This window comes from Oxobacter pfennigii (genome assembly GCF_001317355.1).
GTDB classification, from domain to species: domain Bacteria; phylum Bacillota; class Clostridia; order Clostridiales; family Oxobacteraceae; genus Oxobacter; species Oxobacter pfennigii.
The window spans coordinates 200,925-225,328 of the sequence record NZ_LKET01000032.1 but is presented as its reverse complement, the minus strand read 5'-3'; the positions used below and the strand labels follow the sequence as shown (position 1 = coordinate 225,328).

General features: G+C 36.0%; 22 protein-coding genes, 1 tRNA gene and 1 riboswitch. Of the genes, 19 read left to right on the top strand and 4 right to left on the bottom strand.

What is annotated here, in order from left to right:
• Nucleotides 1-127 precede the first annotated feature (127 nt).
• The 8 genes from ccpN to OXPF_RS11190 all read left to right on the top strand — a co-directional run bounded on the left by ccpN (nt 128) and on the right by OXPF_RS11190 (nt 9,378).
• Complete coding sequence (gene ccpN, locus OXPF_RS11240) at nt 128-775, top strand: transcriptional regulator CcpN (protein ID WP_054875302.1); 648 nt, start codon at nt 128-130, stop codon at nt 773-775.
• Between the two features lie 86 nt (nt 776-861).
• Complete coding sequence (gene ppdK, locus OXPF_RS11235) at nt 862-3,501, top strand: pyruvate, phosphate dikinase (protein WP_054875301.1); 2,640 nt, start codon at nt 862-864, stop codon at nt 3,499-3,501.
• Nucleotides 3,502-5,224: 1,723 nt separating this feature from the next.
• Nucleotides 5,225-6,232 carry a DUF3231 family protein gene (locus tag OXPF_RS11215; protein ID WP_054875297.1) on the top strand — a complete coding sequence of 336 codons (1,008 nt, stop codon included), beginning with the start codon at nt 5,225-5,227 and terminating at the stop codon, nt 6,230-6,232.
• A 217-nt stretch (nt 6,233-6,449) separates the two neighbouring features.
• A complete protein-coding gene (locus OXPF_RS11210; protein ID WP_054875296.1) occupies nt 6,450-6,923 on the top strand; it encodes a DUF2975 domain-containing protein in 474 nt (157 codons plus the stop codon).
• A gap of 10 nt (nt 6,924-6,933) precedes the next feature.
• Nucleotides 6,934-7,155: a helix-turn-helix domain-containing protein gene (locus OXPF_RS11205; protein WP_054875295.1), complete on the top strand. Its 222-nt coding sequence runs from the start codon at nt 6,934-6,936 to the stop codon at nt 7,153-7,155.
• A gap of 48 nt (nt 7,156-7,203) precedes the next feature.
• The gene (locus OXPF_RS11200) at nt 7,204-8,265 is read left to right on the top strand and encodes an FAD-binding protein (RefSeq protein ID WP_054875294.1); all 1,062 of its coding nucleotides are present in this window, start codon (nt 7,204-7,206) and stop codon (nt 8,263-8,265) included.
• 208 nt (nt 8,266-8,473) lie between these two features.
• Nucleotides 8,474-9,004, top strand: coding sequence for a translation initiation factor IF-3 (gene infC, locus OXPF_RS11195; RefSeq protein WP_054875293.1), 531 nt, complete (start codon nt 8,474-8,476; stop codon nt 9,002-9,004).
• A 191-nt stretch (nt 9,005-9,195) separates the two neighbouring features.
• The gene (locus OXPF_RS11190; RefSeq protein ID WP_054875292.1) at nt 9,196-9,378 is read left to right on the top strand and encodes a zinc-ribbon domain-containing protein; all 183 of its coding nucleotides are present in this window, start codon (nt 9,196-9,198) and stop codon (nt 9,376-9,378) included.
• Nucleotides 9,379-9,426: 48 nt separating this feature from the next.
• Here the strand turns inward: OXPF_RS11190 and OXPF_RS11185 are convergent, their stop codons facing one another.
• The gene (locus OXPF_RS11185) at nt 9,427-9,876 is read right to left on the bottom strand and encodes a hypothetical protein (protein WP_054875570.1); all 450 of its coding nucleotides are present in this window, start codon (nt 9,874-9,876) and stop codon (nt 9,427-9,429) included.
• Nucleotides 9,877-10,225: 349 nt separating this feature from the next.
• A riboswitch (guanidine-I (ykkC/yxkD leader) is annotated at nt 10,226-10,327 on the top strand.
• 91 nt (nt 10,328-10,418) lie between these two features.
• Between OXPF_RS11185 and OXPF_RS11180 the strand changes: the two genes are divergently transcribed.
• Entirely contained in the window at nt 10,419-10,904 is a 486-nt protein-coding gene (locus tag OXPF_RS11180; protein ID WP_054875291.1) for a pyridoxamine 5'-phosphate oxidase family protein, read from the top strand.
• An 81-nt stretch (nt 10,905-10,985) separates the two neighbouring features.
• Here the strand turns inward: OXPF_RS11180 and OXPF_RS11175 are convergent, their stop codons facing one another.
• Nucleotides 10,986-12,056, bottom strand: coding sequence for a CotS family spore coat protein (locus OXPF_RS11175; RefSeq protein ID WP_054875290.1), 1,071 nt, complete (start codon nt 12,054-12,056; stop codon nt 10,986-10,988).
• Between the two features lie 126 nt (nt 12,057-12,182).
• Here OXPF_RS11175 and OXPF_RS11170 point away from each other — a divergent pair, with 126 nt between their 5' ends.
• The 4 genes from OXPF_RS11170 to OXPF_RS11155 all read left to right on the top strand — a co-directional run bounded on the left by OXPF_RS11170 (nt 12,183) and on the right by OXPF_RS11155 (nt 16,603).
• Nucleotides 12,183-13,178, top strand: a complete 996-nt coding sequence (locus OXPF_RS11170) for a deoxyguanosinetriphosphate triphosphohydrolase (protein WP_054875289.1) — start codon at nt 12,183-12,185, stop codon at nt 13,176-13,178.
• A 401-nt stretch (nt 13,179-13,579) separates the two neighbouring features.
• Nucleotides 13,580-15,385: a DNA primase gene (gene dnaG, locus OXPF_RS11165; RefSeq protein WP_054875288.1), complete on the top strand. Its 1,806-nt coding sequence runs from the start codon at nt 13,580-13,582 to the stop codon at nt 15,383-15,385.
• Nucleotides 15,386-15,409: 24 nt separating this feature from the next.
• On the top strand, nt 15,410-16,486 hold the full coding sequence (gene rpoD / locus OXPF_RS11160; protein ID WP_054875287.1) for an RNA polymerase sigma factor RpoD: 1,077 nt from the start codon (nt 15,410-15,412) through the stop codon (nt 16,484-16,486).
• Between the two features lie 40 nt (nt 16,487-16,526).
• Nucleotides 16,527-16,603, top strand: a tRNA-Ile gene (locus OXPF_RS11155).
• Nucleotides 16,604-16,849: 246 nt separating this feature from the next.
• Here the strand turns inward: OXPF_RS11155 and OXPF_RS11150 are convergent.
• The gene (locus OXPF_RS11150) at nt 16,850-18,214 is read right to left on the bottom strand and encodes a uroporphyrinogen decarboxylase family protein (protein WP_054875286.1); all 1,365 of its coding nucleotides are present in this window, start codon (nt 18,212-18,214) and stop codon (nt 16,850-16,852) included.
• An 825-nt stretch (nt 18,215-19,039) separates the two neighbouring features.
• The gene (locus OXPF_RS11145; protein ID WP_054875285.1) at nt 19,040-19,678 is read right to left on the bottom strand and encodes a cobalamin B12-binding domain-containing protein; all 639 of its coding nucleotides are present in this window, start codon (nt 19,676-19,678) and stop codon (nt 19,040-19,042) included.
• A 502-nt stretch (nt 19,679-20,180) separates the two neighbouring features.
• Here OXPF_RS11145 and OXPF_RS11140 point away from each other — a divergent pair.
• From OXPF_RS11140 to OXPF_RS11115, 6 genes are all read left to right on the top strand, one after another.
• Nucleotides 20,181-20,870: a tRNA (adenine(22)-N(1))-methyltransferase gene (locus tag OXPF_RS11140; RefSeq protein ID WP_054875284.1), complete on the top strand. Its 690-nt coding sequence runs from the start codon at nt 20,181-20,183 to the stop codon at nt 20,868-20,870.
• Nucleotides 20,861-21,979, top strand: coding sequence for a Nif3-like dinuclear metal center hexameric protein (locus OXPF_RS11135; protein WP_054875283.1), 1,119 nt, complete (start codon nt 20,861-20,863; stop codon nt 21,977-21,979). The genes OXPF_RS11140 and OXPF_RS11135 overlap by 10 nt, the downstream gene beginning before the upstream one ends.
• Before the next feature lie 45 nt (nt 21,980-22,024).
• Nucleotides 22,025-22,726 (top strand): zinc ribbon domain-containing protein, encoded by a 702-nt coding sequence (locus tag OXPF_RS11130; RefSeq protein WP_054875282.1) that lies wholly within the window; start codon nt 22,025-22,027, stop codon nt 22,724-22,726.
• 240 nt (nt 22,727-22,966) lie between these two features.
• Nucleotides 22,967-23,485: an NADH-quinone oxidoreductase subunit NuoE gene (nuoE, locus tag OXPF_RS11125; RefSeq protein WP_423230581.1), complete on the top strand. Its 519-nt coding sequence runs from the start codon at nt 22,967-22,969 to the stop codon at nt 23,483-23,485.
• Complete coding sequence (locus OXPF_RS11120; RefSeq protein WP_054875281.1) at nt 23,485-24,039, top strand: ATP-binding protein; 555 nt, start codon at nt 23,485-23,487, stop codon at nt 24,037-24,039. Before nuoE ends, OXPF_RS11120 begins: the two co-directional genes overlap by 1 nt.
• Complete coding sequence (locus OXPF_RS11115; RefSeq protein WP_054875280.1) at nt 24,036-24,395, top strand: (2Fe-2S) ferredoxin domain-containing protein; 360 nt, start codon at nt 24,036-24,038, stop codon at nt 24,393-24,395. Before OXPF_RS11120 ends, OXPF_RS11115 begins: the two co-directional genes overlap by 4 nt.
• Nucleotides 24,396-24,404 lie beyond the last annotated feature (9 nt).

Here is a 24,404-nt window from a genome sequence, read left to right as displayed (position 1 = left end):
TATTTGTAATTATGTATGTATTATTAAAAAATAGTTTACTAAAAGTATGTACAATTGTATAATATAAAGTGTTTAATAGCTATAATTAGCATCATATTTTAGTAGTCTGACTCATTAAATAAGGAAGGTGAGGACTATTAAGCTTACAAAACGGCAAGAAGAATTAATAGAGCTTGTAAAAGCAAATCAACCCATTACCAGCGAGCAATTAGCAGACAAACTCAATATTACAAGGGCAGCACTTCGCCCGGATCTGGCTATTCTAACCATGTCAGGAATACTTGATGCAAGGCCGAAAGTCGGATATTTTTATTCCCAAAAACCAACTACCAGCCTAATACATGATTACATAAGAAACATCAAGGTTTTGGATATCAAATCCAAACCGGTAACGGTGTCAGAAAATTACAGTGTATATGATTCAATAGTAACGCTGTTTTTAAATGATGTAGGTACTATTTTTGTTGAGTCCAGTGGGTACTTGGTGGGTGCTGTGTCACGAAAGGATTTTTTAAAAACTGCCATAGGAAGTTCAGATGTCCATAAAGTTCCCGTTGGCGTAATTATGACACGTATGCCTAATATTGTTACGGTAAAGGATACCGACACCGCTTATGAAGCAGCAAGAAAGATAATTGAGCACGAGGTTGACAGCCTCCCTGTTATTGAAGTGGTAAAGGATGAATTGCAAAAGGAACATTACAAAATTACTGGAAAAGTATCAAAAACAACTTTAACTCAGCTTCTTGTCAAGCTTGGCGAGAGTCAGGGATAATTTAAGCGTATACTTTAAATAATTTTTGTCCGCTCTTTATACCATGTCAATCTCAAAGACTAAATGAAATCGGGGGGTAGATCATAATGGCAAGTACAAAATACGTTTACCTTTTTAGCGAAGGTAATGCAAAGATGAAGAATCTTTTGGGCGGCAAGGGTGCAAACCTTGCGGAAATGACAATCATTGGTCTTCCAGTGCCACAAGGATTTACTGTAACAACAGAAGCTTGCACCAGATATTACGAGGACGGTAAAGTAATCGGACAGGACATACTTACTCAAATAGATGAGCATTTAGCGAGGCTGGAGAAAATTACCAACAAGAAATTTGGGGATGTTAAAAACCCGCTCCTTGTCTCGGTTCGTTCCGGTGCAAGAGCATCCATGCCCGGTATGATGGATACCATATTAAATTTAGGTCTCAATGACAACACAGTTGAAGGGCTTTCTAGCCTCACGCAAAACGAAAGGTTTGCATACGACAGCTACAGGCGTTTTATACAGATGTTCAGCGATGTTGTCATGGAAGTTGACAAACAGAAATTCGAGCACATTTTAGAAGCGGTTAAAGAAGAAAACGGCGCAAAGTATGACACCGATCTTTCAGCACAAAACCTTAAAGAAGTAGTAAAGAGATACAAGGAATTATATAAAAAAGAGATGGGAAGTGATTTCCCCCAGGAGCCAAAAGAACAGCTAATAGAAGCTGTAAAGGCGGTGTTCCGCTCATGGGATAATCCAAGGGCAATAGTATACAGGAGGCTTAATGACATACCCGGTGATTGGGGTACGGCAGTAAATGTACAGCAGATGGTATTTGGAAACATGGGTGATACCTCGGGTACCGGTGTTGCCTTTACAAGAAACCCTGCAACGGGAGATAAGATGATATTCGGTGAATATTTAGTCAACGCCCAGGGAGAGGACGTTGTCGCCGGCATAAGGACTCCCCAGCCTATAGACAAGATGAAGGAAGACTTGCCCCAAGCTTACAATGAATTCATGAGAATTGCAAATATTCTTGAAAACCATTATAAAGACATGCAGGACATGGAGTTCACAGTTGAACAGGGAAAATTGTATTTCCTTCAGACAAGAAACGGTAAAAGGACAGCGCCCGCTGCATTGAAAATCGCCGTTAACCTTGTTGAAGAGGGCTTGATAGACAAAAAGGAAGCTATATTGAAAGTTGATCCAAAACAGTTAGACCAGCTTTTGCACCCTGCATTCGATGCTTCAGAGATTAAAGCTTCAAAGCCAATTGCTAAAGGACTGCCCGCGTCCCCGGGAGCAGCGGCAGGTAGAATTTACTTTACAGCCGATGAAGCAAAGGCGCATCATGAGGCAGGCGAAAAGGTCATTTTGGTGAGAATGGAAACATCACCTGAGGATATAGAAGGTATGGTAGCAGCAGAAGGTATATTGACGGCAAGGGGCGGTATGACTTCCCATGCGGCAGTTGTTGCAAGGGGCATGGGAAAATGCTGCGTAGCCGGCTGCGGTGACGTTACCATAAATGAAGAAGAAAAAACCATGACAGCTGACGGTAAAACATTCAAGGAAGGGGAATATATATCCCTTGACGGCTCAACAGGCAATGTTTATGGATACGCCATAAAAACTGTAAAACCGGAAATAACAGGATATTTTGCAACCTTTATGGCTTGGGCTGATGAAATAAGAGCTCTAAAGGTAAGAACAAATGCAGATACTCCTCATGATGCAGCTGTTGCCGTGGAATTCGGAGCAGAAGGTATAGGCCTTTGCAGAACTGAGCATATGTTTTTTGCAGAAGACAGAATACCTGCGGTGAGGGAAATGATAGTTTCAAAAACAGAAGAGCAGAGAAGAAAAGCTTTGGATAAACTGCTTCCAATGCAGAGGGAAGACTTCATAGGAATATATGAAGCCATGGGAGAAAGGCCGGTAACCATAAGATTTCTAGATCCGCCTCTCCATGAATTCCTTCCCCAGGAAGAAAACGATATAAGGGAACTATCAAAGGAAATGGGCATAACCTTTGAAGAACTGAAAGCCACCATTGACGGTCTCCATGAATTCAATCCGATGATGGGTCACAGAGGTTGCCGCCTTACGGTATCTTATCCAGAAATCGCAGAAATGCAGACCAGAGCAATTATTGAGGCTGCAATTCATGTAAAGAAAAACAGCGGAATTGATCTGGTTCCTGAAATAATGATACCTTTGGTAGGCGAAATCAAAGAATTAAAATATGTAAAGGATATCGTTGTTAAAACTGCCGATGAAATAATCAAAGCATCAGGTATTGACCTTAAATACATGGTAGGCACAATGATAGAAGTTCCAAGAGCTGCATTGACGGCTGATGAAATCGCAAAAGAGGCTGAGTTCTTCTCCTTCGGAACAAACGACCTAACCCAGATGACCTTCGGCTTCTCAAGAGATGATGCCGGAAAATTCTTAGATCACTACTATGAAAAGAAGATATTTGAATCAGACCCATTTGCAAAGCTTGATCAAACCGGTGTAGGTAAGCTGGTTAAAATGTCCGTTGATCTTGGAAAATCCACAAGGCCGGATATAAAATTAGGTATTTGCGGTGAACACGGTGGAGATCCATCATCCGTTGCATTCTGTCACGATGTAGGATTAAACTACGTATCCTGCTCACCTTTTAGAGTACCTATAGCAAGATTGGCTGCAGCACAGGCTCAGGTTAATAATCCGAGGACAACTAAATAATAAATAGTTTAAGCATAGCTTTCTAAAGCTTATATCAAGGCTTAGGAAGTATAATTGCAAAATAAAGTATGGGTATTATCTTTTGGTAATTTAAAGGATAGTACCCTATTTTACTTTCAGCATTTAATCCCTAGAATTCAAATACTCACTTTTTTCTTTTATCAATTCTTGAATATAAAGCGACACGGCACGGTTTTCCTTTACTGGGATGGACATGATACGGGACAAGCACTCATGCGGATTTATGATAATAGAGGTGAATATAATGTCAAATGACACTTTCGAAAACTTGAGGAAATATTACAAGCCTGATAAGGTTGAGATTCTGTTCATCGGAGAATCATGACCACACGGAGGTACCTTCTTTTATCAAGAGGATTCGTCACTTTACAGGGAGACGAAAAAAGCTTTTGATGAATATTTCACTCGAGATATATTTTCCCTAGGTAACTTTAAAAAATGGAACTGCTGGTTATATGACATATGTGAGAATCCTGTAAACGGGTTAGGTAATGCAGAAAGAATAGCTTGTATCCATAAAAACATGTATCGGTTAGTAGATGTCTTAAACAAAGAAAAACCCAAACTTATAATTGTTTGTAAAAAGACATTCATAGAACCAGAAATAAGAAGCTCTAATATTATGAGTATATTCCGTGATGAAGAAAGTATTTTCTTTCCTTCGCATCCGGGATATGGTAATCAAAGAAAATATCGTGGGGGTCTTATCAAAGCATTAAAAGCAATAAATTTCAAGCCGTTTATCGCAGATGAATAAGCTTCATGAGAGTGTAACTAAATCAGAAAAATCAGAGATAGGCGGAAAATGTCAACACTCATACAGGCCGGACCGATATATATATAGCTGCTGTATCACCATTTATGGAACTTAATTTTAAGTTACAATACTCTTTTATAAGTTTTATTAAATTTTAGCTCTGATTATAAGAAATAATGTCAGGATCTGCCGTGATTATTGAAGGTTATAATTGAGAAGCAGTATATCTTATATATATGAGGAAGTAAAAACTTTAAAAAAGTCTCAATCTTAAGTTCCTTCCTAAGTTTTACTACAAAGCTTCTTACTGATCTTTCAGAAGCATTAAATTCATCTTTGTAAATCTCGCACAGCCTGTCATATACCCGTTTGGCAGTATGACGCTGCTTATGGGTGCCTTCTCATCGTCGGTGAGCCATTTGATTACTAAGTCTCTATATGGAGAGAGCTTTCCTGATCTAACCTGTTTAGATCGGACTTATATATTAAAATTATCTTTCTCAACATACTTCTTTACTGTTTCAAAATCATGTCCTATGATATCAGCAATCTTTCTTAAACTTTTCCCTTCAAATTTCTTCATATATCTGATATGGTATACTTGCTCCATTGTTAGCATCTCATTATTGTCCTTTTCAGTTTGGTCACTAAAAAGGTTATATTATTTGAGGGGTGCTTGCAATGGAGTTCTTCCATTTTATGCAGGGATTTTTAACTTCCGCACTGCTCGGTTTCTATTCTACCAAAACAGATGTAGCAGCAGAATGGATTAGTCAGCATCGAGATAGAGTCAATAAAATGGTGGGAAATAACAGGTATAGGAGATTAGCCAGACACTCCGTGATGAAAGGTATTTTATAAAACTTATAGGAATTTCATTAATATTTTTGTTGCATATAACAAAGACTATTGAGTGTGAGTGATATATTGAAGGAGGATATAAGTGTGAAAAATAAAACGGAGATAGACCTTATCGTTTCAGAAGTATCAGGTCTTTGGAATACTTACATAAGCGATACAATGGCTTTATGCATGTTAAAGCATTTCATGAGTAGGCTTAAGGATGAAGAAATACTTTCTGTTCTAAAGCATGCAGTTGATATTTCTAACGGTCATATACAGGTAATTACCGACCAATTTAATAAAGAAGGATTTCCTATACCTGATGGTTTTGGCGATAATGATGTCGATATAAATGCTCCAAGACTTTATACAGATCCTTTTTACATCTTCTATTTAGTCAACATGGGACAGATTGGAATGAATGCTTACACTCTGATACTTAATCATATTGCACGACCGGATATGCGTGATTTCTTTTCAAATTGTATAGGAGAGTCAGCCGAACTTTTCAATGAAGCGGTAGATTTGCTGCAGCAGCAAGGCCTTTATATAAAAGCTCCAAGGCTTGAATTTTCTAAAAGTATAGATTACATTGGTAAGCAGAATATACATTCTGATGGATTTCTTGGACAGAAAAGGACCTTATTAGGGGGAGAGATTACTTCTGTTTTTGCGAGTTTAAGATACAACATAATAGGAAAAGGACTTATAACGGGCTTTGCTCAAGTAGCACGATCTAAAAAGGTCAGCGACTACTTTTACAGAGGCAGAGACCTTGCAAATAAAAAGATTAAAATACTTACCAATATACTTATAGAAGATGATATACCAATCCCATCTACATCAGATTCATTTGTTACAGATTCAACAATAGCTCCTTTTTCAGATAAACTTATGCTTAACCATATTTCTATGCTGTATGCAGCCAAAATAAGTCAGGATGGCATGTCCTTGCCTACAGTAATGCGTCATGATCTGCAGTCTTATTATATAGGCTCCATAGCAGAAGTTTCCAAGTATGCTGAGGATGGTCTGGATATATTGATTGAAAACAAATGGATGGAACAGCCGCCGCAAATAATAAAGAGTGAAAATTTAGTTAAATCGTGACTCCATATACCGTTATTATTCAGAGATGAATTTTACGGTATTTTTAATTCACATTTCAAGGATTAAGCAAAGTTTTTCTAGATTGTCACACATTCTTCTCATTTTGTGTAGTAAACATACATACGATAAATTAATAATATAAAATGATAAATATTTATTGTAAAACGATAAATATAATATTATAATATTTCTATTATCAAGATAATGGGGTGATTTTATGAAAAGTGAAACACTTTTTTTAAAGATGGCAGTTATACTTTTAGCTATACCAGTTCTTGCTTTGTGTATATTTGGACTGCCTTACATAGCTAAAGAAGCAGTAAACCATTATTCGCTTTATTTGCTGTATCCGGTAATCATAGGCATGTATGTGTCAGCGGTACCCTTTTATCTTGTTTTGCATCAAGCTTTTAAGCTCTTATGCTATATCGATAAAAACAAGGCTTTCTCGGAAGCATCAGTAAATTCTTTAAAACACATAAAATATTATGCTTCCATCATAGGTATAATTTATGGAGCAGGTATGCCTCTCTTTTATCTCATGGCAGAGACCGATGATGCTCCGGGCATCATAATAATAGGATTGGCACTTACCTTTGCTCCTGTTGTTATCGCAGTATTTGCTGCTGTCCTTCAAAAATTATTAAAAAATGCCATAGATATAAAATCAGAAAATGATCTGACAATCTGAGGTGGATAATATGGCGATTATAATAAATATCGATGTGATGCTGGCTAAAAGAAAAATGAGTGTGACAGAGCTTTCAGAGAGAGTGGGAATAACAATGGCAAATCTTTCTATACTGAAGAACGGAAAGGCAAAAGCCATCAGATTATCGACATTGGAAGCTATATGCAAAGTATTGGACTGTCAACCGGGTGATATTCTGGAATACAGAAATGAAATTATTAATAAAGAATGAGGTTATAAGTACTTATTGTGTTTATGATTATTTTATGAGGTTATGTTTATGTATGATATCGTTATAGTAGGGTCAGGACCGGCAGGGTCTAATCTTGCACGTCTTATTGGCAGAAAATATAAGGTTTTATTGATAGATAAGAGGGAATTAGATAATGACAATTCCAAGAACCATATAGATAAATGCTGTGGAGGATTATTGGCGCCTGATGCACAGAAGATGATTGCAAAATTAGGATTAGGCATACCAAAAGAAATCCTGGTTGATCCCCAGCTTTTTGCCGTAAGAACCATTGATTTAACTAACAATCTTGAAAGGCTCTATCAGAGATTCTATTTTAACATGGATAGGAATAAATTTGACAGATGGCTTGTATCATTAATTCCAGAGGAAGTGGATAAGAAATTTAATTCCATTTTTAAAAGCTTCTCTGAAATACCCGGCGGATACGAAGTCGGATATATTAATAGAGGACAAGAGATATCAGCAAAAACCAAGATGATTATAGGTGCTGACGGAGCATTTTCAAGGGTAAGGAATTTCATAAGCAAAGAAACAAATGCTCCACAAGAGTATATCGCAATTCAGGAATGGTTTGAATGTCCATACAATATCCCTTATTATACGGCAATTTTTGATGAAGAAATAAGTGATTTTTACTCATGGATAATACCAAAGGAAAATTATATATTGCTAGGTTCAGCTCTTAAGCCCAAAGATAAGGCAAAAGAAAAATATGATGCATTGAAAACCAAGCTGACGCAAATAGGCTTTAATTTTGATAAGAAAATAAAAACCCAAGGTGCATTTATTTATAGACCAACGAGAGTATCTCAATTTTATGCCGGGAAGGATTCAATTGCTCTTATCGGAGAAGCAGCAGGTGCTATAAGCCCCAGCTCAGCAGAAGGCATAAGCTATGCGCTAAAGAGCTCTTTATATTTGACTCAAAGCCTTGAAGATGGAATTGATGGATTTTTGGACAGGTATAAGCAGAAAATAAAGGATATAAAATTAAATTTACTCATTAAAAATTTAAAATCCCCGGCCATGTATAATCCATTTCTAAGAAAGCTGGCTATGAAATCCGGTCTTCAAAGTATTGGTTAGGGTATTGCCTATAAAAATAATGCATACAATATTGAAAATCAATGTTATAATAAAATGATTACAGAAATAGGAAATATATGCTTCTCGTTTTAAATAGTAATTTTATTTACAGCCAAAATGTAATAGGATTAATATTTGAATGCGGTGAAGAGTGGATTTTTTTGTGTATTCGCTCTTTAATTTTTTATTATTGTAATCATAAATATCAATGGAGGTGTTTTATATTAGAAAAAATGAGCTGCCAATAAACGAAGATATTAGGGATAGGGAAATCAGGCTTATCGATTCAGACGGAACTATGTTAGGAATTATGTCATCAAAGGATGCACAGGAGATGGCAATTTCGAAAAATCTGGACCTTATAAAAATCGTACCCGGTGCGGCACCGCCGGTATGCAAAATTATGGATTATGGGAAGTATTTGTTTGAACAGGGCAAAAAAGAGAAGGAAGCTAAAAAAAATCAGAAGATTGTTTCACTTAAAGAAGTAAGAATCTCTGTAAAAATTGAAGAACATGATTTTAACTACAAGGTTAAAAATGCATATAAGTTCTTGCAGGACGGGGATAAGGTCAAAGTCAGCATAAGATTCCGGGGCAGAGAGATGCAGTATACCACTATCGGAACGGAAGTCCTTGATAAATTTGCCGATGCAATAAAGGACGTGGGAACAGTTGAGAAGCAGCCGAGGCTGGAAGGAAAAAACATGATGATGATATTGAATCCCAGAAAACAATAATTGTTTCTATCAGTAAGAGGCTGCATTTTAAAAATAATATATATGGTGCAATATTAAAAAGTGTGATACACTCATTAAGTTAGCTACTATATATTAAAAATGGATTGATTTTTTGAATACAACTCTCTTTAATTTATTGGAGTGAGAAGTTAGAACTAAATTATCCAAATAAATTAAGGAGGTATATAGATATGGCAGATAAAGTTATAATTTGTAAAGATTGTAATGCGGAATTCGTTTTTACTGAAAACGAACAGGCTTTTTACAAGGAAAAAGGATTTGATAATGAACCATTAAGGTGCCCTGATTGCAGAAAAGCCAGAAAACAGCAAAGAAATAACAATAGAAGCGGAAGCTTCGGCAACAGATGGTAAAAAAAAGTGGAGCATAAGCTTCACTTTTTCATTTTGTATGTTTTTATATTACAGATATTTTGACATAATGGCAATATATTCATCTGATACTTGAGGAAATACCGTTAATAAGGTATCTATAATATAATCAATATTGCTGTCATCTATTACTTTTGCGTGGGTACCGTCATTGAAAACTATAGATTCACTGTTTAAAGAAGAGTATATAACATCAACAATAGGCGCTTGCATGACATCATTACTTATGGTGCAGCTTTCAGAAAAATATAATTTATCATCTGTAAAAACTAATTGACCATAAACATATTCTTTTTGATTCATATCCAGATTGCCTTCTGAATTAGTATTGCAATTATAATACGTGTGTTCTACGTGCTTAAGGTCAACACGGTTTTCATCTTCGTCTCTTGTAAGGACGCAGCGCAGTTCAAGTTCCATCATCCGTTGCTTTAAGTGTTCAGAAAAATCAATTCCCAATTCAGCAATAAATCTTTTCATTGAAATTACCTTTTTTATTTTGTGTTTCTTTTTGTTGAATATATTATTCACTTATTGTACCTCTCTCAAATTAAATTTTCGTATAAATTTAAAGTACAGGCTAAACCTCTTAATAAGATAGGTACTAAAGTTACAATACCATTGACATATAATCTTATTCATTATCTTTTTAGAGATAATATTATTATACCACTATAATCAGGAATTAACAGGTAATTTTCCCGGAAATGATCATTAACGAGGGTAAATATTATTTCACACGACAGAATTGAGTCTTTCGTGGAGGAGAAGGTAATGAAATTAAGATTGAAAAAGTTAACGACCTATGATATTATAAAAAAAATTCATATTCAAAGTTTTATAGGGTTCCGCAGTTTTTTAAAAAACCGGTCCGGACCGAGATAAAACGCACAGTGTAACTGTGTACACGAAGGATAAAAGCCTGGGAGGTATTAAAACGTATTTTCCGGACTTTTTATTTTTAACATTGTTTGCATATCATCAATATTAATCATTATCCGATGAAAGTGAGGAAATAACCAATGTTTAGAGAAATGAGAAGGGGCAGGCAGTTATTATCAATGCAAGACACAGCAGCTGTAATGAACAGATGCACAAATGGTGTCCTGGCCTGCTTAGGTGATGGAGATTATCCTTATGCGGTTCCAATAAGCTATGTCTATTTCAATGATAAAATCTATTTTCATTCAGCAAAAGCCGGGCATAAAATCGATGCTATTTTAAAGAACTCCAAGGTATCATTTTCAGTGATAGATGAAGATACGGTAGTAAGCGAAAAATATACTACTTATTTCCGCAGCGTTATTGCTTTCGGCGAAGCAAGAATTGCAGAAGGTAATGAACGGCTGGAAGCTTTTGAGGCTTTAGTTGAAAAGTATTCAGGAGATCAGCCCGAAGAGGCCAAACATAAGGAAATAACCGGATGTACGCAAGCTTATATTATTGCAATTGACGTCGAACATATAACCGGAAAAGAAGCCATTGAATACGTCAGCGTTAAAAAATAATTACTATTTCCCATACCAGTGAGACGAGGGTATCGCTTAAAAGTGCAATACCCTTTTTAATATTAAGAGAAAATAAGATTTTCAAAACTTAAGATTTATATCATATCTATTTTCGAGATAATTCTGAAACTTAAAGCAGAACTCATAATTGTCCGTTATCTGGGATATGGTCTTGGTTAAAATAGGCAGTTGTATTTTAGAATTCAAATTGCTTTTACTGCTTACATAATCCCGGGATACCTTCCAGAATTTCTGCGGGAATTCTAAAAAGGCATATAGGGCTAAGAGCTCTGTTTTTGTAAGCTGGTTTTGGGTTTCGTAATTTTCCAAGGTTAGTTTTAAAATATCAAAGTCCCAGCTGGTGCCCTTTCTTTTTAATATTCTCTTTAAGAATGTGCCGATATCATGTATTGGTATATCTATTTTTGATTTGTCAAAGTCAATGACATATAGTGAACCTTCAGGCGTTATTATAAGATTTTTATTGACATAATCCAAATGGCATATAGTATTGTATTTTTCCGACGGGCTGGCTAATTCATCCATATCCAACATGCTTAAAATTTTTACTGCATGCTTTGCCCTTTCAAAATAATAATCGAAGTTTTCTATAAATAATCTGGAGAATTCTTTTTTTGATTTTGTCAGCTTATTGTAATACTCTATAAGCTGGAGCATTTTTTTGTTGAAGGATTTATACCAGTTTATCTCTTCCTTTCTTATAAAGCTCCCAGGGATAGGCTTGAAGCAATAGGACAAACGGTGCATCCTTCCTAAATTTTCGGCGGCAATTGCCACATCCTCCTCATTGTCATAATTACACTTTCTGCCCTCAACCCAGTCGGTGACTATAAAAAGGTTATCATTATATTTTACATACCTGCCACCGGATTTTGTGGGCAGAAGCTTCGGCACACCTATGCCGTTTATGGAAAACCACTGAATTACCGAATAGACAAAAAGTAAATTGCTTTCATCAAAATACACTTTTTTTAAACATTTAAAACCATCGGAGCAGGAAACTTTATATACAGCCCGTTGTTTATCTGTATCCTTAAATTTTATGGGCAAAACATCATATACTTCAAAGGGATATTGAGAAAGTATTTGTAATTTTAACTCATCAACGGGCATAAACTCTTTTAAAGGCATTTCAATACCTCATAAACAAAAAATATCTCATTATAATATATGACTGTTACATATAAAAAGAAGGGAATAATATATTTTTATCGTATATAATATAAGATAAAGTTTATACTTTACCGGAGGAAGATTATGAATATAAGAGAAAATTATGAAAAACTGGAAAAAGAAATACTTTCTCCCTATGCAACATTGAGTTTTGAATCAAAGGGGAGGGTAATTCCTGAGGATAAATGCGATATAAGGACTGATTTTCAGAGGGATAGGGACAGGATTATCCATTCAAAATCCTTCAGAAGATTAAAACATAAAACCCAGGTGTTTATAGCACCTGAAGGGGACCATTACCGCACCAGGCTTACTCATACTCTGGAAGTATCCCAGATAGCCAGAACTATTGCAAGGGCACTGCGGCTTAATGAAGATTTGACGGAAGCCATTGCCCTTGGTCATGATCTCGGGCATACACCTTTTGGGCACACCGGTGAGAACGTTTTAAATGAGATTTGCTCAAAAGGGTTTGAGCATAACGAGCAAAGTTTAAGAGTAGTGGATGTACTTGAGAATAACAAGGGAATGAATCTGACCTATGAGGTGAGAGACGGAATTTTAAACCACTGCGGGGAAAATACCTGCTGCACTTTAGAAGGCGGTATTGTGAAATACGCTGACAGGATAGCATATATAAATCATGACATAGACGATGCCATAAGGGGAAATATTATATCTAATTCTGATATACCCTCAGAGTTTTTGAATATATTAGGGCACACACATTCAAAGAGAATCAACACCATGATTACAGATATAATCAACTTCAGCATAGGGAAGGATTTTATTTTAATGAGCCCGGAAATACAATCAGCTACTGATAAAATCAGACAGTTTATGTTTGACAAGGTATACATTGGCTCCAGAGCAAAGAGTGACGAGAATAAAGCAAGATATGTTGTAACCATGCTCTTTGAGCATTTTAATAAAAATACCGGAGAACTTCCGGAAGAATTCAAGCAAAGGCTTCAACTAGATGATAAAGAGTGCGTGGTATGCGATTATATAGCAGGCATGACAGATATTTATGCCGTAAACCTTTTCAATAAATTGTTTATACCATCGCCATGGAGATAGCGGCACTATTTGACATATAATAATTTTTATTTGTCAGAAGGATTTTGAATTTAAATGTCGAATAAGTAGTGTGCAATATTCAAAGCATTAATTAGGGAAAAATGACAACTAAAATTGATGACAGGATAATACTTTTGGGAAAAATATATATTATGAAGTGATAAAATTTTAAAATGTCATTTTATTTTTTATCATTTTAGTCTGCTTTAGGGACTTCAAAGAAGTAATTTAGAGAAGACGTCAGGTATACAAATAATCTCGAAAGAATTATCAAAAGTATATATGGCAGTCCTCAACTCGAAAAATGAAAAAAGAGATGGGGATTTTTAATTTTAGATATCAAACAAGAAGGAAAAAAAGAAAAAGTAGCGAATTTTAATATGTAAATTGGGATGATTAGTATGTTAATTCCTGAAAATATAATTGAAAACATAAGAGAAAGCAATGATATAGTCGATGTTATTTCCGAATATGTGCCATTGAGAAAAAGAGGTAAAAATTATGTAGGTTTGTGCCCCTTTCATAGCGAAAAAACACCTTCATTTACAGTACAGCAGGGAAAGCAGATATATAAATGCTTCGGATGCGGAGAAGGCGGTAATGTGGTTTCTTTCATAATGAAGCACAGGAACATGGATTTTATTGATGCCATAAAGCATTTAGCAGAGAGAGCCAATATTCCATTGCCGGATGAAAACGGACGGGTTGACAATGAAGCAATAAGTCTCAAAGAAAAGCTGTATGAAATAAACAAGGCGGCAGCAAGATTTTTTTATGTGAATCTTTCAAAGAGTAAGGATGGTCTTGAATATTTCAAAAATAGAGGAATAACTGCTGATATTATAAAAAGATTCGGTTTGGGGTACTCGATAAATTCCTTCAACGGTCTAATGAATCATCTTAATTCATTGGGGTTTAACAATGAGCTTTTAGAGAGAGCAGGACTTATTTTAAAAAGTGAAAAGTCAAGTTACTATGACAGATTCAGAAACAGGGTGATGTTTCCGGTTTTAGATGTCAAAGGCAAAGTTATTGGTTTCGGAGGAAGGGTATTGGACGATTCAAAGCCTAAATACTTAAATTCACCTGAAACTTTAATATTCAATAAAGGTTTTAATTTATACGGATTGAATATAGCTTCTAAAAACATAAAGGACCGAAAGATTTTAATCGTAGAAGGGTATATGGATGTAATTGCACTTCATCAATACGGTATCTTAAATGCGGTAGCATCTTTAGGAACCGCCCTTACACAAAACCAGGCAAAATTATTAAAGCGACATGCTGACGATATTTATATATGTTACGACTCAGATACAGCCGGGCAGGCGGCTACTTTAAGGGGGCTTGATATATTGACGGATGCAGGATGCAATGTTTTTATATTAAGCATACCAATGGGCAAAGATCCGGATGAGTACATTAGAGCACAAGGGAAAGAAGCCTTTGAAAAGGTAATTGAAGATGCTCTTCCTCTTACTGAGTACAAGATAATGAAAAACAGTGACAAATTCGATTTATCTTTAACGGAAGGAAAGATAGCCTTTGCCAAGGCCTGTGCCCAAGAACTGATACTTATAAATGACCCCGTAATTGTAGATGCATATATAGGTAAGATTTCTTCTAAAACAGGCATTGCGGTATCAGCTTTGTATAATGAAGTCTCCAATCTTAAGAGCTCAAAAACCAGAGAAGATGAGGACTTACATGGGCATATAAATGGCAAAACTAGGTATAATAATAACATCGATGGACAAAAATTATACTTAGAAACCGCTGACCAGAAAGCAGAAAAATTTATATTATATATATTATGTGAAAAGAAAGAATATTTTGAGCTCATACGGAACAGACTATCCTGTGATAATTTCAATGATTCCACGTATAGAGAAGCAGCAAGCATAATATATGATAAGCTTAATAAAAATGAAGATATAATACCTGCACATATTATTGATTCATTTCAGACAGTAGAAGAAATGAAAAAAGTGTCGGATATTTTTCAAAGCAAAATAATAATTGATGCAGAGAATATAAAAACCGTCATAGATGATTATATCAGCTTAATAATTAAACATAAATTATTGTATAAAAAAGAGAGATTATTAGCAGAAATGAAGAAATCCGAAGAAAAGGGAGATGTGCAGCTATCAACGCAATTATTAAAAGAAATAGTAGGGATAGAGAAACAACTAAGGATGCAATAGGTTCTTTGGAAGGAGGTAAATCAATTGAAAAATGGAAGCACAAAGCTCAGCTTTGTTAAACAATTAGTTGAGAAAGGCAAAAAAAGCGGTACATTAACATACAAAGAAATCATGGATTCACTTGAAGATATAGATTTAAGCCCCGAACAGGTGGAAAAGGTCTATGAGATATTAGAATCCATGGGGATAGAAATAATAGGCGACATAGATGACCTTCCAAAAGATATGATTATAGAAGAAGAAAATATTGACTTGTCTATTCCTGAAGGTATAGCAATTGATGATCCTGTAAGGATGTACTTAAAGGAAATAGGTAAAGTCCCACTTTTATCTGCTGAAGAAGAGATAGAACTGGCTAAAAGGATGGAAAAAGGCGATGAGGAAGCCAAGAAAAGGCTGGCAGAGGCTAATTTAAGGCTGGTAGTAAGCATCGCCAAAAGATATGTGGGAAGAGGTATGCTTTTTCTGGATCTAATTCAGGAGGGAAATTTAGGCCTCATAAAAGCAGTGGAGAAATTCGATTACGTAAAAGGCTTCAAGTTCAGTACCTATGCTACATGGTGGATAAGACAGGCAATAACAAGAGCAATAGCAGATCAGGCCAGGACTATAAGAATACCCGTCCATATGGTTGAAACTATAAATAAACTCATAAGGGTATCGAGACAGCTTTTACAGGAGTTGGGAAGGGAACCCTCAGCCGAGGAGATAGCCAAGGAATTGGGGATGCCTTCCGATAAAGTCAGAGAAATTATGAAAATTGCACAGGAGCCTGTATCATTGGAAACACCCATAGGGGAAGAAGAAGACAGCCACTTGGGAGATTTTATTCCTGATGATGATGCTCCGGCACCGGCTGAAGCCGCTGCCTTTACATTATTAAAAGAGCAGCTTATGGATGTTTTGGATACTTTGACACCCAGAGAGGAAAAGGTTTTAAGGTTGAGGTTCGGCCTTGATGACGGCCGTGCCCGCACATTAGAAGAGGTAGGAAAGGAATTTAAAGTCACCAGAGAAAGAATAAGACAGATAGAAGCAAAAGCTTTAAGGAAATTAAGGCATCCCAGCAGGAGCAAAAAATTAAAGGACTATCTGGATTAATTAAGTTTTTGAAATTCCCGTTTCTTTCGGGAATTTTTAAGGGCCTTTAGCTCAGTTGGTTAGAGCAACCGGCTCATAACCGGTTGGTCCGGGGTTCGAGTCCCTGAAGGCCCACCATGAACTGATTGGAAGCCTTTGAATCTCCAGGGCTTCCAGTATAAATGAAAAAGCCACAACTGCTTTTTATCGCCTAAATGATGAAAAGCAGTTGTGGCTTTTACTATTTGGAAAAAGAATGGAGTTAACTTGCAACACCCTGGTAAAATTTACAGGAAATATTTATAAAATAAAAAGCCACTTTCAAGAAAAGGTCCTTAAAAATGGCTTTCTGGAATAAGTGATATACACTGTTATTTTAAATTATTATGACAGGAAAGGAAGCACCATATTTGTAAATTTATCATATGCATGGCGCATAAGGGGTTCAACCCTGTCATCAACAGGAGGATAAGCTTTCTTGAATTCATCAAATGGAACAACATATTTGGATTCAAACTTAGGATAAAGATGTGAGTACTTAACAATGGAGTCTTCCTTCTTGTCAATTGTAACAAGCTCTCCAGCATTATCATACTTAGAATTCTCAAGTATATATTCCATGAGGGCAATATAATTCTCGGGATTAACATCATTCAATATTAATGCCTGCTTGTCAAACTTCCACATGAAATTTCCGCCTGGAGCAAGTATGTCAATAAGTTCCTTAGCTTTATCTATACACTGTTGCCTGGTTCCGTTCTTCAATAAAGTTATTGGATAGAATCCGCTGAGAACCATCTTCTTTCCAAGTTTGTCCTTAAACAGCTGGGGATCGCCGTATTCCATTTGGAGTCTGGTTCCCTGTGGCAGTTCCTGCATATGATCAATAAAGCGGGTCCAGTCATGCTCGGCGAAAATGGCCATAGCCTGGCCCCTTTCAGCACAAATATGGCAAATCTTCAGGAAAGTCGGCCAATAGAACTTTTCAAAATCCTTTGTATTAAGGAATGTTGCCATATGGGTCATGATCATATTATTTCCCAGTATAGACTGTACAGGATTAAGTCCCCTCCAGACACAGTAGGGCACCAATGCTTCCAATGCCTCAAGGACCTTTTCCGGCTGCCTCTTGATATCACCATGAACCTTGGTAAAGCCGCGAAGATGGTCGGCTAAAAAGTCAAAGGGTACTGCCTGCATCCCGTTCACCCCTGGAGGTGATACAAAGTAGCCATATTTTTGAACAAACTTATCGCTGACCTCAGCGAATATTCTATTCAGATCCATTGTAGCCAGCATATATTTGGCAAAGGCAAGACTCCTTGAAATGGGGTCTGTATCAAAGCCTTGGTTGGTGTGAGTTGAAACCTTCTCAACTATGAAATCGTAGGGATTTTTTATAAGGTCATCATAATCTTCGGGCTCCATGTAAGAATTTTCAGGATGCTGAAAAAATCCGTTTGATCCCATTTTTGTAAATCTTGATTGCTGGAACATCAATGCAATTGGATTTCTGGCAAAGGGCATTGGGAATGTATCGCCGCGCATAAGTTCCATTGCTTTGTTATAAATTTCTTCCAATAATTCAGTTGTGTATGAATACTGGGTTGTCATTAAATCCTTACCGGCATATTGCATCATAAACTCTATGCCTAATGCATCATGGACAGGAAACCTTTCCGGAATAATACCGGAATATGTGTCGGTATATAGCTTGGTACGATATTCTCTTAATTCTTGTGCATTCATGTGTTAACCTCCTAATACTAATTTATTTTATAAATGATATTATGTCGGTGTAAACTGAATTTTAATATGTCGAATTAAACGGGGTAACAATTTTTGTGAATTTATCATATGTATTGCATAAGGGGTTCAACCTTAGCCTCAACTAACAGATATGAATTTTTAATTCATCAAAGGAACCCGGATATTTTGTTTTGAATTTTATGATAAGTATGGAAGTACTTAACTATGGAATCTTCATTCTCAGTAGTAGTTTACTAATTCTCCGAATTATCGTACTTGGAATTGTCAAGGATATATTCAATGGTAGTAACATAGTTTTCAGGATTGATACGTAAAGAAAGGCATAAGGATAATATTTTATGCTACATAGGTGAAGTAATAAGCGGCAGATGCAGTTATTATAAAGGTAGTCATATATCTGCCATAATCTGCAATCATAAGGAATATAAGCGATGGGTTTGGAATAAATTTCTCAGAATGTCGCCAAGAGAAGCTTTTTTCTTTTTTTAGTTGCAGTCTTTATCTGTTGGGTCTCAGCACCCTTCACAGGCAGTTCTTCATATCCATCAATCATTCTAAAGTGTAAATAGTAGCCGACCACATGCAGCATTCCATGAGAACTCGGAGAATTGTAAAGCCCATTACTGAATTGTCAGCTACAGCATCAAGGAGCAGAGCCAGCGGGGTGCTTGTATAGGAGAAGAATACTCTATAAAGGTTTTCAACTACTTAGAGGTGTTGGGTGAATTGCTGCTGAACATTGAACTTCCATAGCTTTATAGAATAGCCATTATCCCGGATATTCATCCTTCAAGGGTATAGATTTTACTTTACCCATCCCTGACAAATTTTTACGCCTTCTGCAGCGTTGGTTGTAAATGCATCTGCACCAATCTGTTCACAGGCTTCCTTGGTAACAGGGTTTCCTCCTATTATTACCTTAACACTTTCACGAAGGCCGGCTTCATTTAAGCTGTCTACAGTTTCTTTCATGGACTCTAGAGCTAGTGTCAATACGCCGCTCATACCTACGACATTTGGCTTAACTTCTTTAACTTTTTCCACGAATGCACTTGCGCTCTGGTCTATTCCAAGATCGTAAACTACAAAGCCCGCAGCTTCGCACATGCTCTTGAATATGTTTTTGCCTATGTCATGTAAGTCTCCGGCAACAGTTCCAAGTACAATTGAACCTACACTAACGCTGCTTGAACTGCCTAAAACCGGCTTTAATGTATTAATTGCACTTGTCAAAAGCTCTCCCGCAAATATAAGGTCACCTACAAAGTACTCTCCTTTTTCATAAAGATCACCTACAACTGACATGCCGCTCTGACAGGCGCCTACTACCTTCTGGGCATCTTCTTCTGAAGGGTTTTCAGCAACAAAGACATTAAGTATTTCCAGTACCTTTTCTTCATCAAGTTCCCCCACTAATGCTGTCAATTCATTTAAATCCACCATAACATTTTCCTCCTTAATAATATATTTTGATTGAGCATAAGATTACTAGCTACCGTAATCAGACTTCCCGATCTTAATTAATAAAAATAAATGTACAATATATACAATTATAGTAATTTTATGCTATATTAATAGTTTAAATGCATTGTAGCTTAATTACAAATTTTGTATTATTTTAATTTGTTTAATATGCTCATATTATATATCAATAATTCCTATTATCTTTGATAATCTCAATGTATGTAAACATTGCAATATATTAAAATAATCTGAGCTATAATTTTATTTTGCCCTGAGGACAAGCAAAATGTTGCTACTCAACATGAAATGCGCTTAAAGCATGAGACGTGCTATGGCACATATGGCAAATTTTATTTGATATTTTGTGTAACGAAATATTTCATATCGGAAAGCGATGCTTCATTTATACCCATAAAATATATATTATCTATATATTTATGCTATAATAAAAGTAGATACTACGAACAAGCAGAGGATAAAGATGAGATTATCACCAAGGCTTTTAAGGATTGCTCAGATGGTTGAGAAAAATTCATATATTGCCGATATAGGTACTGATCATGCATATCTGCCCATTTGTCTTATAAAGAATGGGATATGCGAGAAGGCTATTGGGACGGATGTAAGGACAGGCCCCATTGAGAGGGCAGAAAGAAACGTAAGAAAATACATGCTAGACGATAAAATCATTCTTCGCAAAGGTGATGGACTAAAACCCATAGGTATAGGTGAAGTGGATTGCGCAGTTATATCGGGTATGGGAGGATACTTGATATGCGATATATTTACGGAAGGTGAGGAAATTGCACGTTCCATAAAAAGTTTTATTATACAGCCTATTCAGGCTCCGGAAGCTCTGAGAGAATATTTCTATAAAAACGGATATAAAATATTGGATGAAGCATTAGTAAAGGAAAACGATAAAATATATCAGGTAATGAAGGCGGTACATGGTGAAGATTCCGTTGATGATACTATATATTACGAAATAGGCAAAAAGCTTATAGATAAAAAAGATCCCCTATTGAAGGAATTCATAAATATGAAAATAGATGAAATCCATAAAGTGAAAGAAAAAGTAGGAGAGCCGGATACTTTAAATGCCCAAAAAAAGATTGGGGAATGCGATATAAAATTGGCTAAATTAAGGGAGGTGCTGAAATGTCTGTAAAGTGCAAAGATATAGTGAGGATAATTGAAAATTTAGCGCCCATATATCTTGCGGCTGAATGGGACAATTCAGGACTTTTAATCGGCGATGAAGAGCAGCAGATAAAAAGTGTGATGGTAGCCCTTGATATCAATAAGGATGTATTGGATGAAGCATACAAATTGGGTTGTGACATGATAATAACCCATCATCCTGTTATTTTCTCGACCTTAAAATCACTTAATTCAAATAATTTCAAAGAAAAAATCATACGCGATATTGTATCGAAAAATATATCAGTATATTCAGCTCACACCAGCCTTGATGCGGCAGATGGCGGAACGAATGACTTGCTGGCAGATATTTTAAAAATGAAAAATGTTGAGGTTTTAGATAAAACTGAAGAAGAAAAATTATATAAAGTAAGCGTTTTTGTACCTAAGGGATACCAGGAGAAAGTCAGGGAAGCCATAATTTCTTCAGGTGCAGGTCACATAGGAAATTACAGCGGCTGTACTTTTAATACAAATGGTATTGGTACATTTTTACCTCTTGAGGGCTCAAAGCCATTTATAGGAGAGATGGGTATTCTGGAAAAGGTTGATGAGATTAAAATTGAAACAATAGCAACAGCCGCAAATCTTGAAAATGTGATAAACAGCATTTTAAAAGCCCACCCATATGAAGAACCAGCTTATGATATTTACCCTCTATATAATAAAGGAAGGAAATACGGTTTTGGAAGAGTCGGCATCTTGGATAATCCCGTGACTTTAAAAGAATTATGCCAAAAATTAAAAGAAGTACTTAAAACAGATAATCTAAGAGCTGTGGGAAATTTAGATGCAATTGTAAAAAAGGCGGCGTTATGCAGCGGAAGCGGTGCTGATTTATTGGAGAAATCCTATAACCTTGGCTGTGACGTGTATATAACAGGAGATGTAAAATATCATGATGCCTGCGATGCAAGAGACATGGGAATGGCTTTAATTGATGCGGGGCATTTTGCAACTGAAAACATATATATGCCCCAGCTCATGAATTATTTAAACGATGAATTCACTGCTCGTACAATGAATGTAAAGCTTTATATTTCAAATGCTAATAAAGACCCATTTTCAAAGGTATAGAATCAGATTTCTATACTTTTATTTTATTTAAAGGAGAGTGTTTAAATGTTTAAACTTGAATTATTATGGGCATTGCAAAACATAGACGGTGAGATTGTAAAATATAAAAGAATTCAAAAGAACAAGGAGACATTGATTAAGTTAAATGACTTAAAATCCCAATACGGTAAATTGAAAGAATCCCTTCAAAATGATATGGTGTATAAGAAGGATATTGTCAGTCAATCCGAAGCCTTTAACCTGAAACTGAAAACCCTTGATAAAAGGGTCAAAGGAGACAGTGAAAAGCTATACAACGAAGCTTCCAGTATCAAAGTGATAGAAAACCTTCAAAATGAAATAGAGATAAATAAAAAAGAGATTGATAAAATAGAAAATCAGCTTTTGGGTATCATTGAAAAGGATGAAAAGGTAACTTCTGAGATAAAGGATAAAAAGGAAAACCTCATTAAACTTAAAAAGGAATTTGAAGAGCTTAAAGAAGAATATAATAAAATCATTGAAAGCGGCAAAGAAATCCTGGAAAGATTAGAAGGCAAGCGGGCTGAGTTATTAAATGAAATCGATAAGGGGCTGCTTGCACGATATGATGAAATAACTGCCAAGAAAGGCAGTGCAATATCAAAGGTGGAGAAAGAGACCTGCAGTCAATGTGGAGTAAAGCTTAATGCCATACTTTATGATAAACTAAAAAAGAATGATGATATAAATTTGTGTGACCACTGCGGAAGGATACTCTATATATAATTGTATACCATTACTCATAAGCGATATGGCAATGACGTATGTCAGAATTGGTAAAAGGCTATGTATTATATGACAATAATCTATCTTTATCATGAATTTCACTAGGAATTCTGATTGTTTAGTGATAAAATATTAGTTATACGAATTTTTAATAGATAGCTAATATCTTATTATGTTATCTTATTTAATTTATTAAAATATACCATAAACATTAAATAATGCAGAAAAGGAGAGATTAAAGTGAGTCAAGCAGAATTAAAGACCAATGAAGGCTGCTGCTGCGGACAGGATAAGGAAATGTCCCCGGAAGTAAAAAAAGTGTATGATATTGTTCAAACACACAAAGGTCAAAAAGGCGCCTTAATGCCTATTTTAAATGAGATTCAGGACGCTTTGGGATACCTGCCCAGATTTGCAATGGAGGAAGTGTCAAAAACGCTGGATATGCCGCTGGCAGAAATATACGGAGTTGCAACCTTCTACTCAAGATTTACTCTTAAACCAAGAGGGGAGCATACAATAAGCGTATGCTTAGGTACCGCTTGCTATGTAAAAGGCTCAAAGGATGTTTTTGATAAATTAGTGGAAGAACTAAAAGTTAAGGGCAGCGGGGATACAACAGAAGACGGTAAATTTACTCTCGACGCTACAAGATGTCTTGGATGTTGTGGGCTTGCACCTGTAATAACAATAGATGAGGATGTATATGGTAAAGTAGTCCCTAACGAAATATCAAATATATTAAAGAAATACCAATAATGAAAGAACTGTCACTTCACATACTGGATATAGCACAAAATTCAATCACAGCCGGCGCATCAGCCATAGTAATTACGATTATTGAAGATATTCCGCAAGATAAATTGATAATAATTATTGAAGATAATGGATATGGGATAGAAAAAGAGAATATAGAAAAGGTTAAAGAATCTTTTTATACTACAAAAAAAGGTAAGAGCGCCGGACTTGGTATACCTCTTTTTATGGAAGCTGCAAAGAGATGCAGCGGAGACCTATATATAGAATCTGCCAAAGGAGAAGGAACCAAAGTAACGGCTCATTTCAGCCATAGCCATATCAACAGAGCGCCTCTTGGCAGTGTGTGGGATACAATTGCATCCTTAGTGGTGTGTAATGAAAATATAGACTTTATATACACCCACATTTATAACGGCAGTGTCTTTGAATTTAATACCATTGATATAAGAAAATTGCTTGGGGAAGTATCTATAACTTCACCTAAAGCAGGGGTATGGGTTAAGGAATACCTGAAGGAAAATATAAAAGTACTATATGGAGGTGTAGAAAATTGAAGACAATACAGGAATTGGAGGAAATAAGAAAGCGGACTTTTGAAACCATAAAGGTCAGAAGAGAGCACTCCGGAACAAGAATAGTAGTAGCAATGGGGACATGCGGAATTAAAGCAGGTGCCAGAGATGTTATGGTAAGCATAATGGAAACAGTTGCGGAAGATAATCTGACTGATGTCGTAATAGCACAGACAGGATGTACAGGAAACTGCGATATGGAACCTATTGTTGAGGTTTATAGACCTGGCCAAGATAAAGTAACCTATGTGAAAATGACTCCTGAAAAAGTTGCAAAGATTGTTAAAGAGCACCTTGCCAAGGGGAAGGTTGTCAGCGAATATACAATGAATTCCTAAAGATAAGGA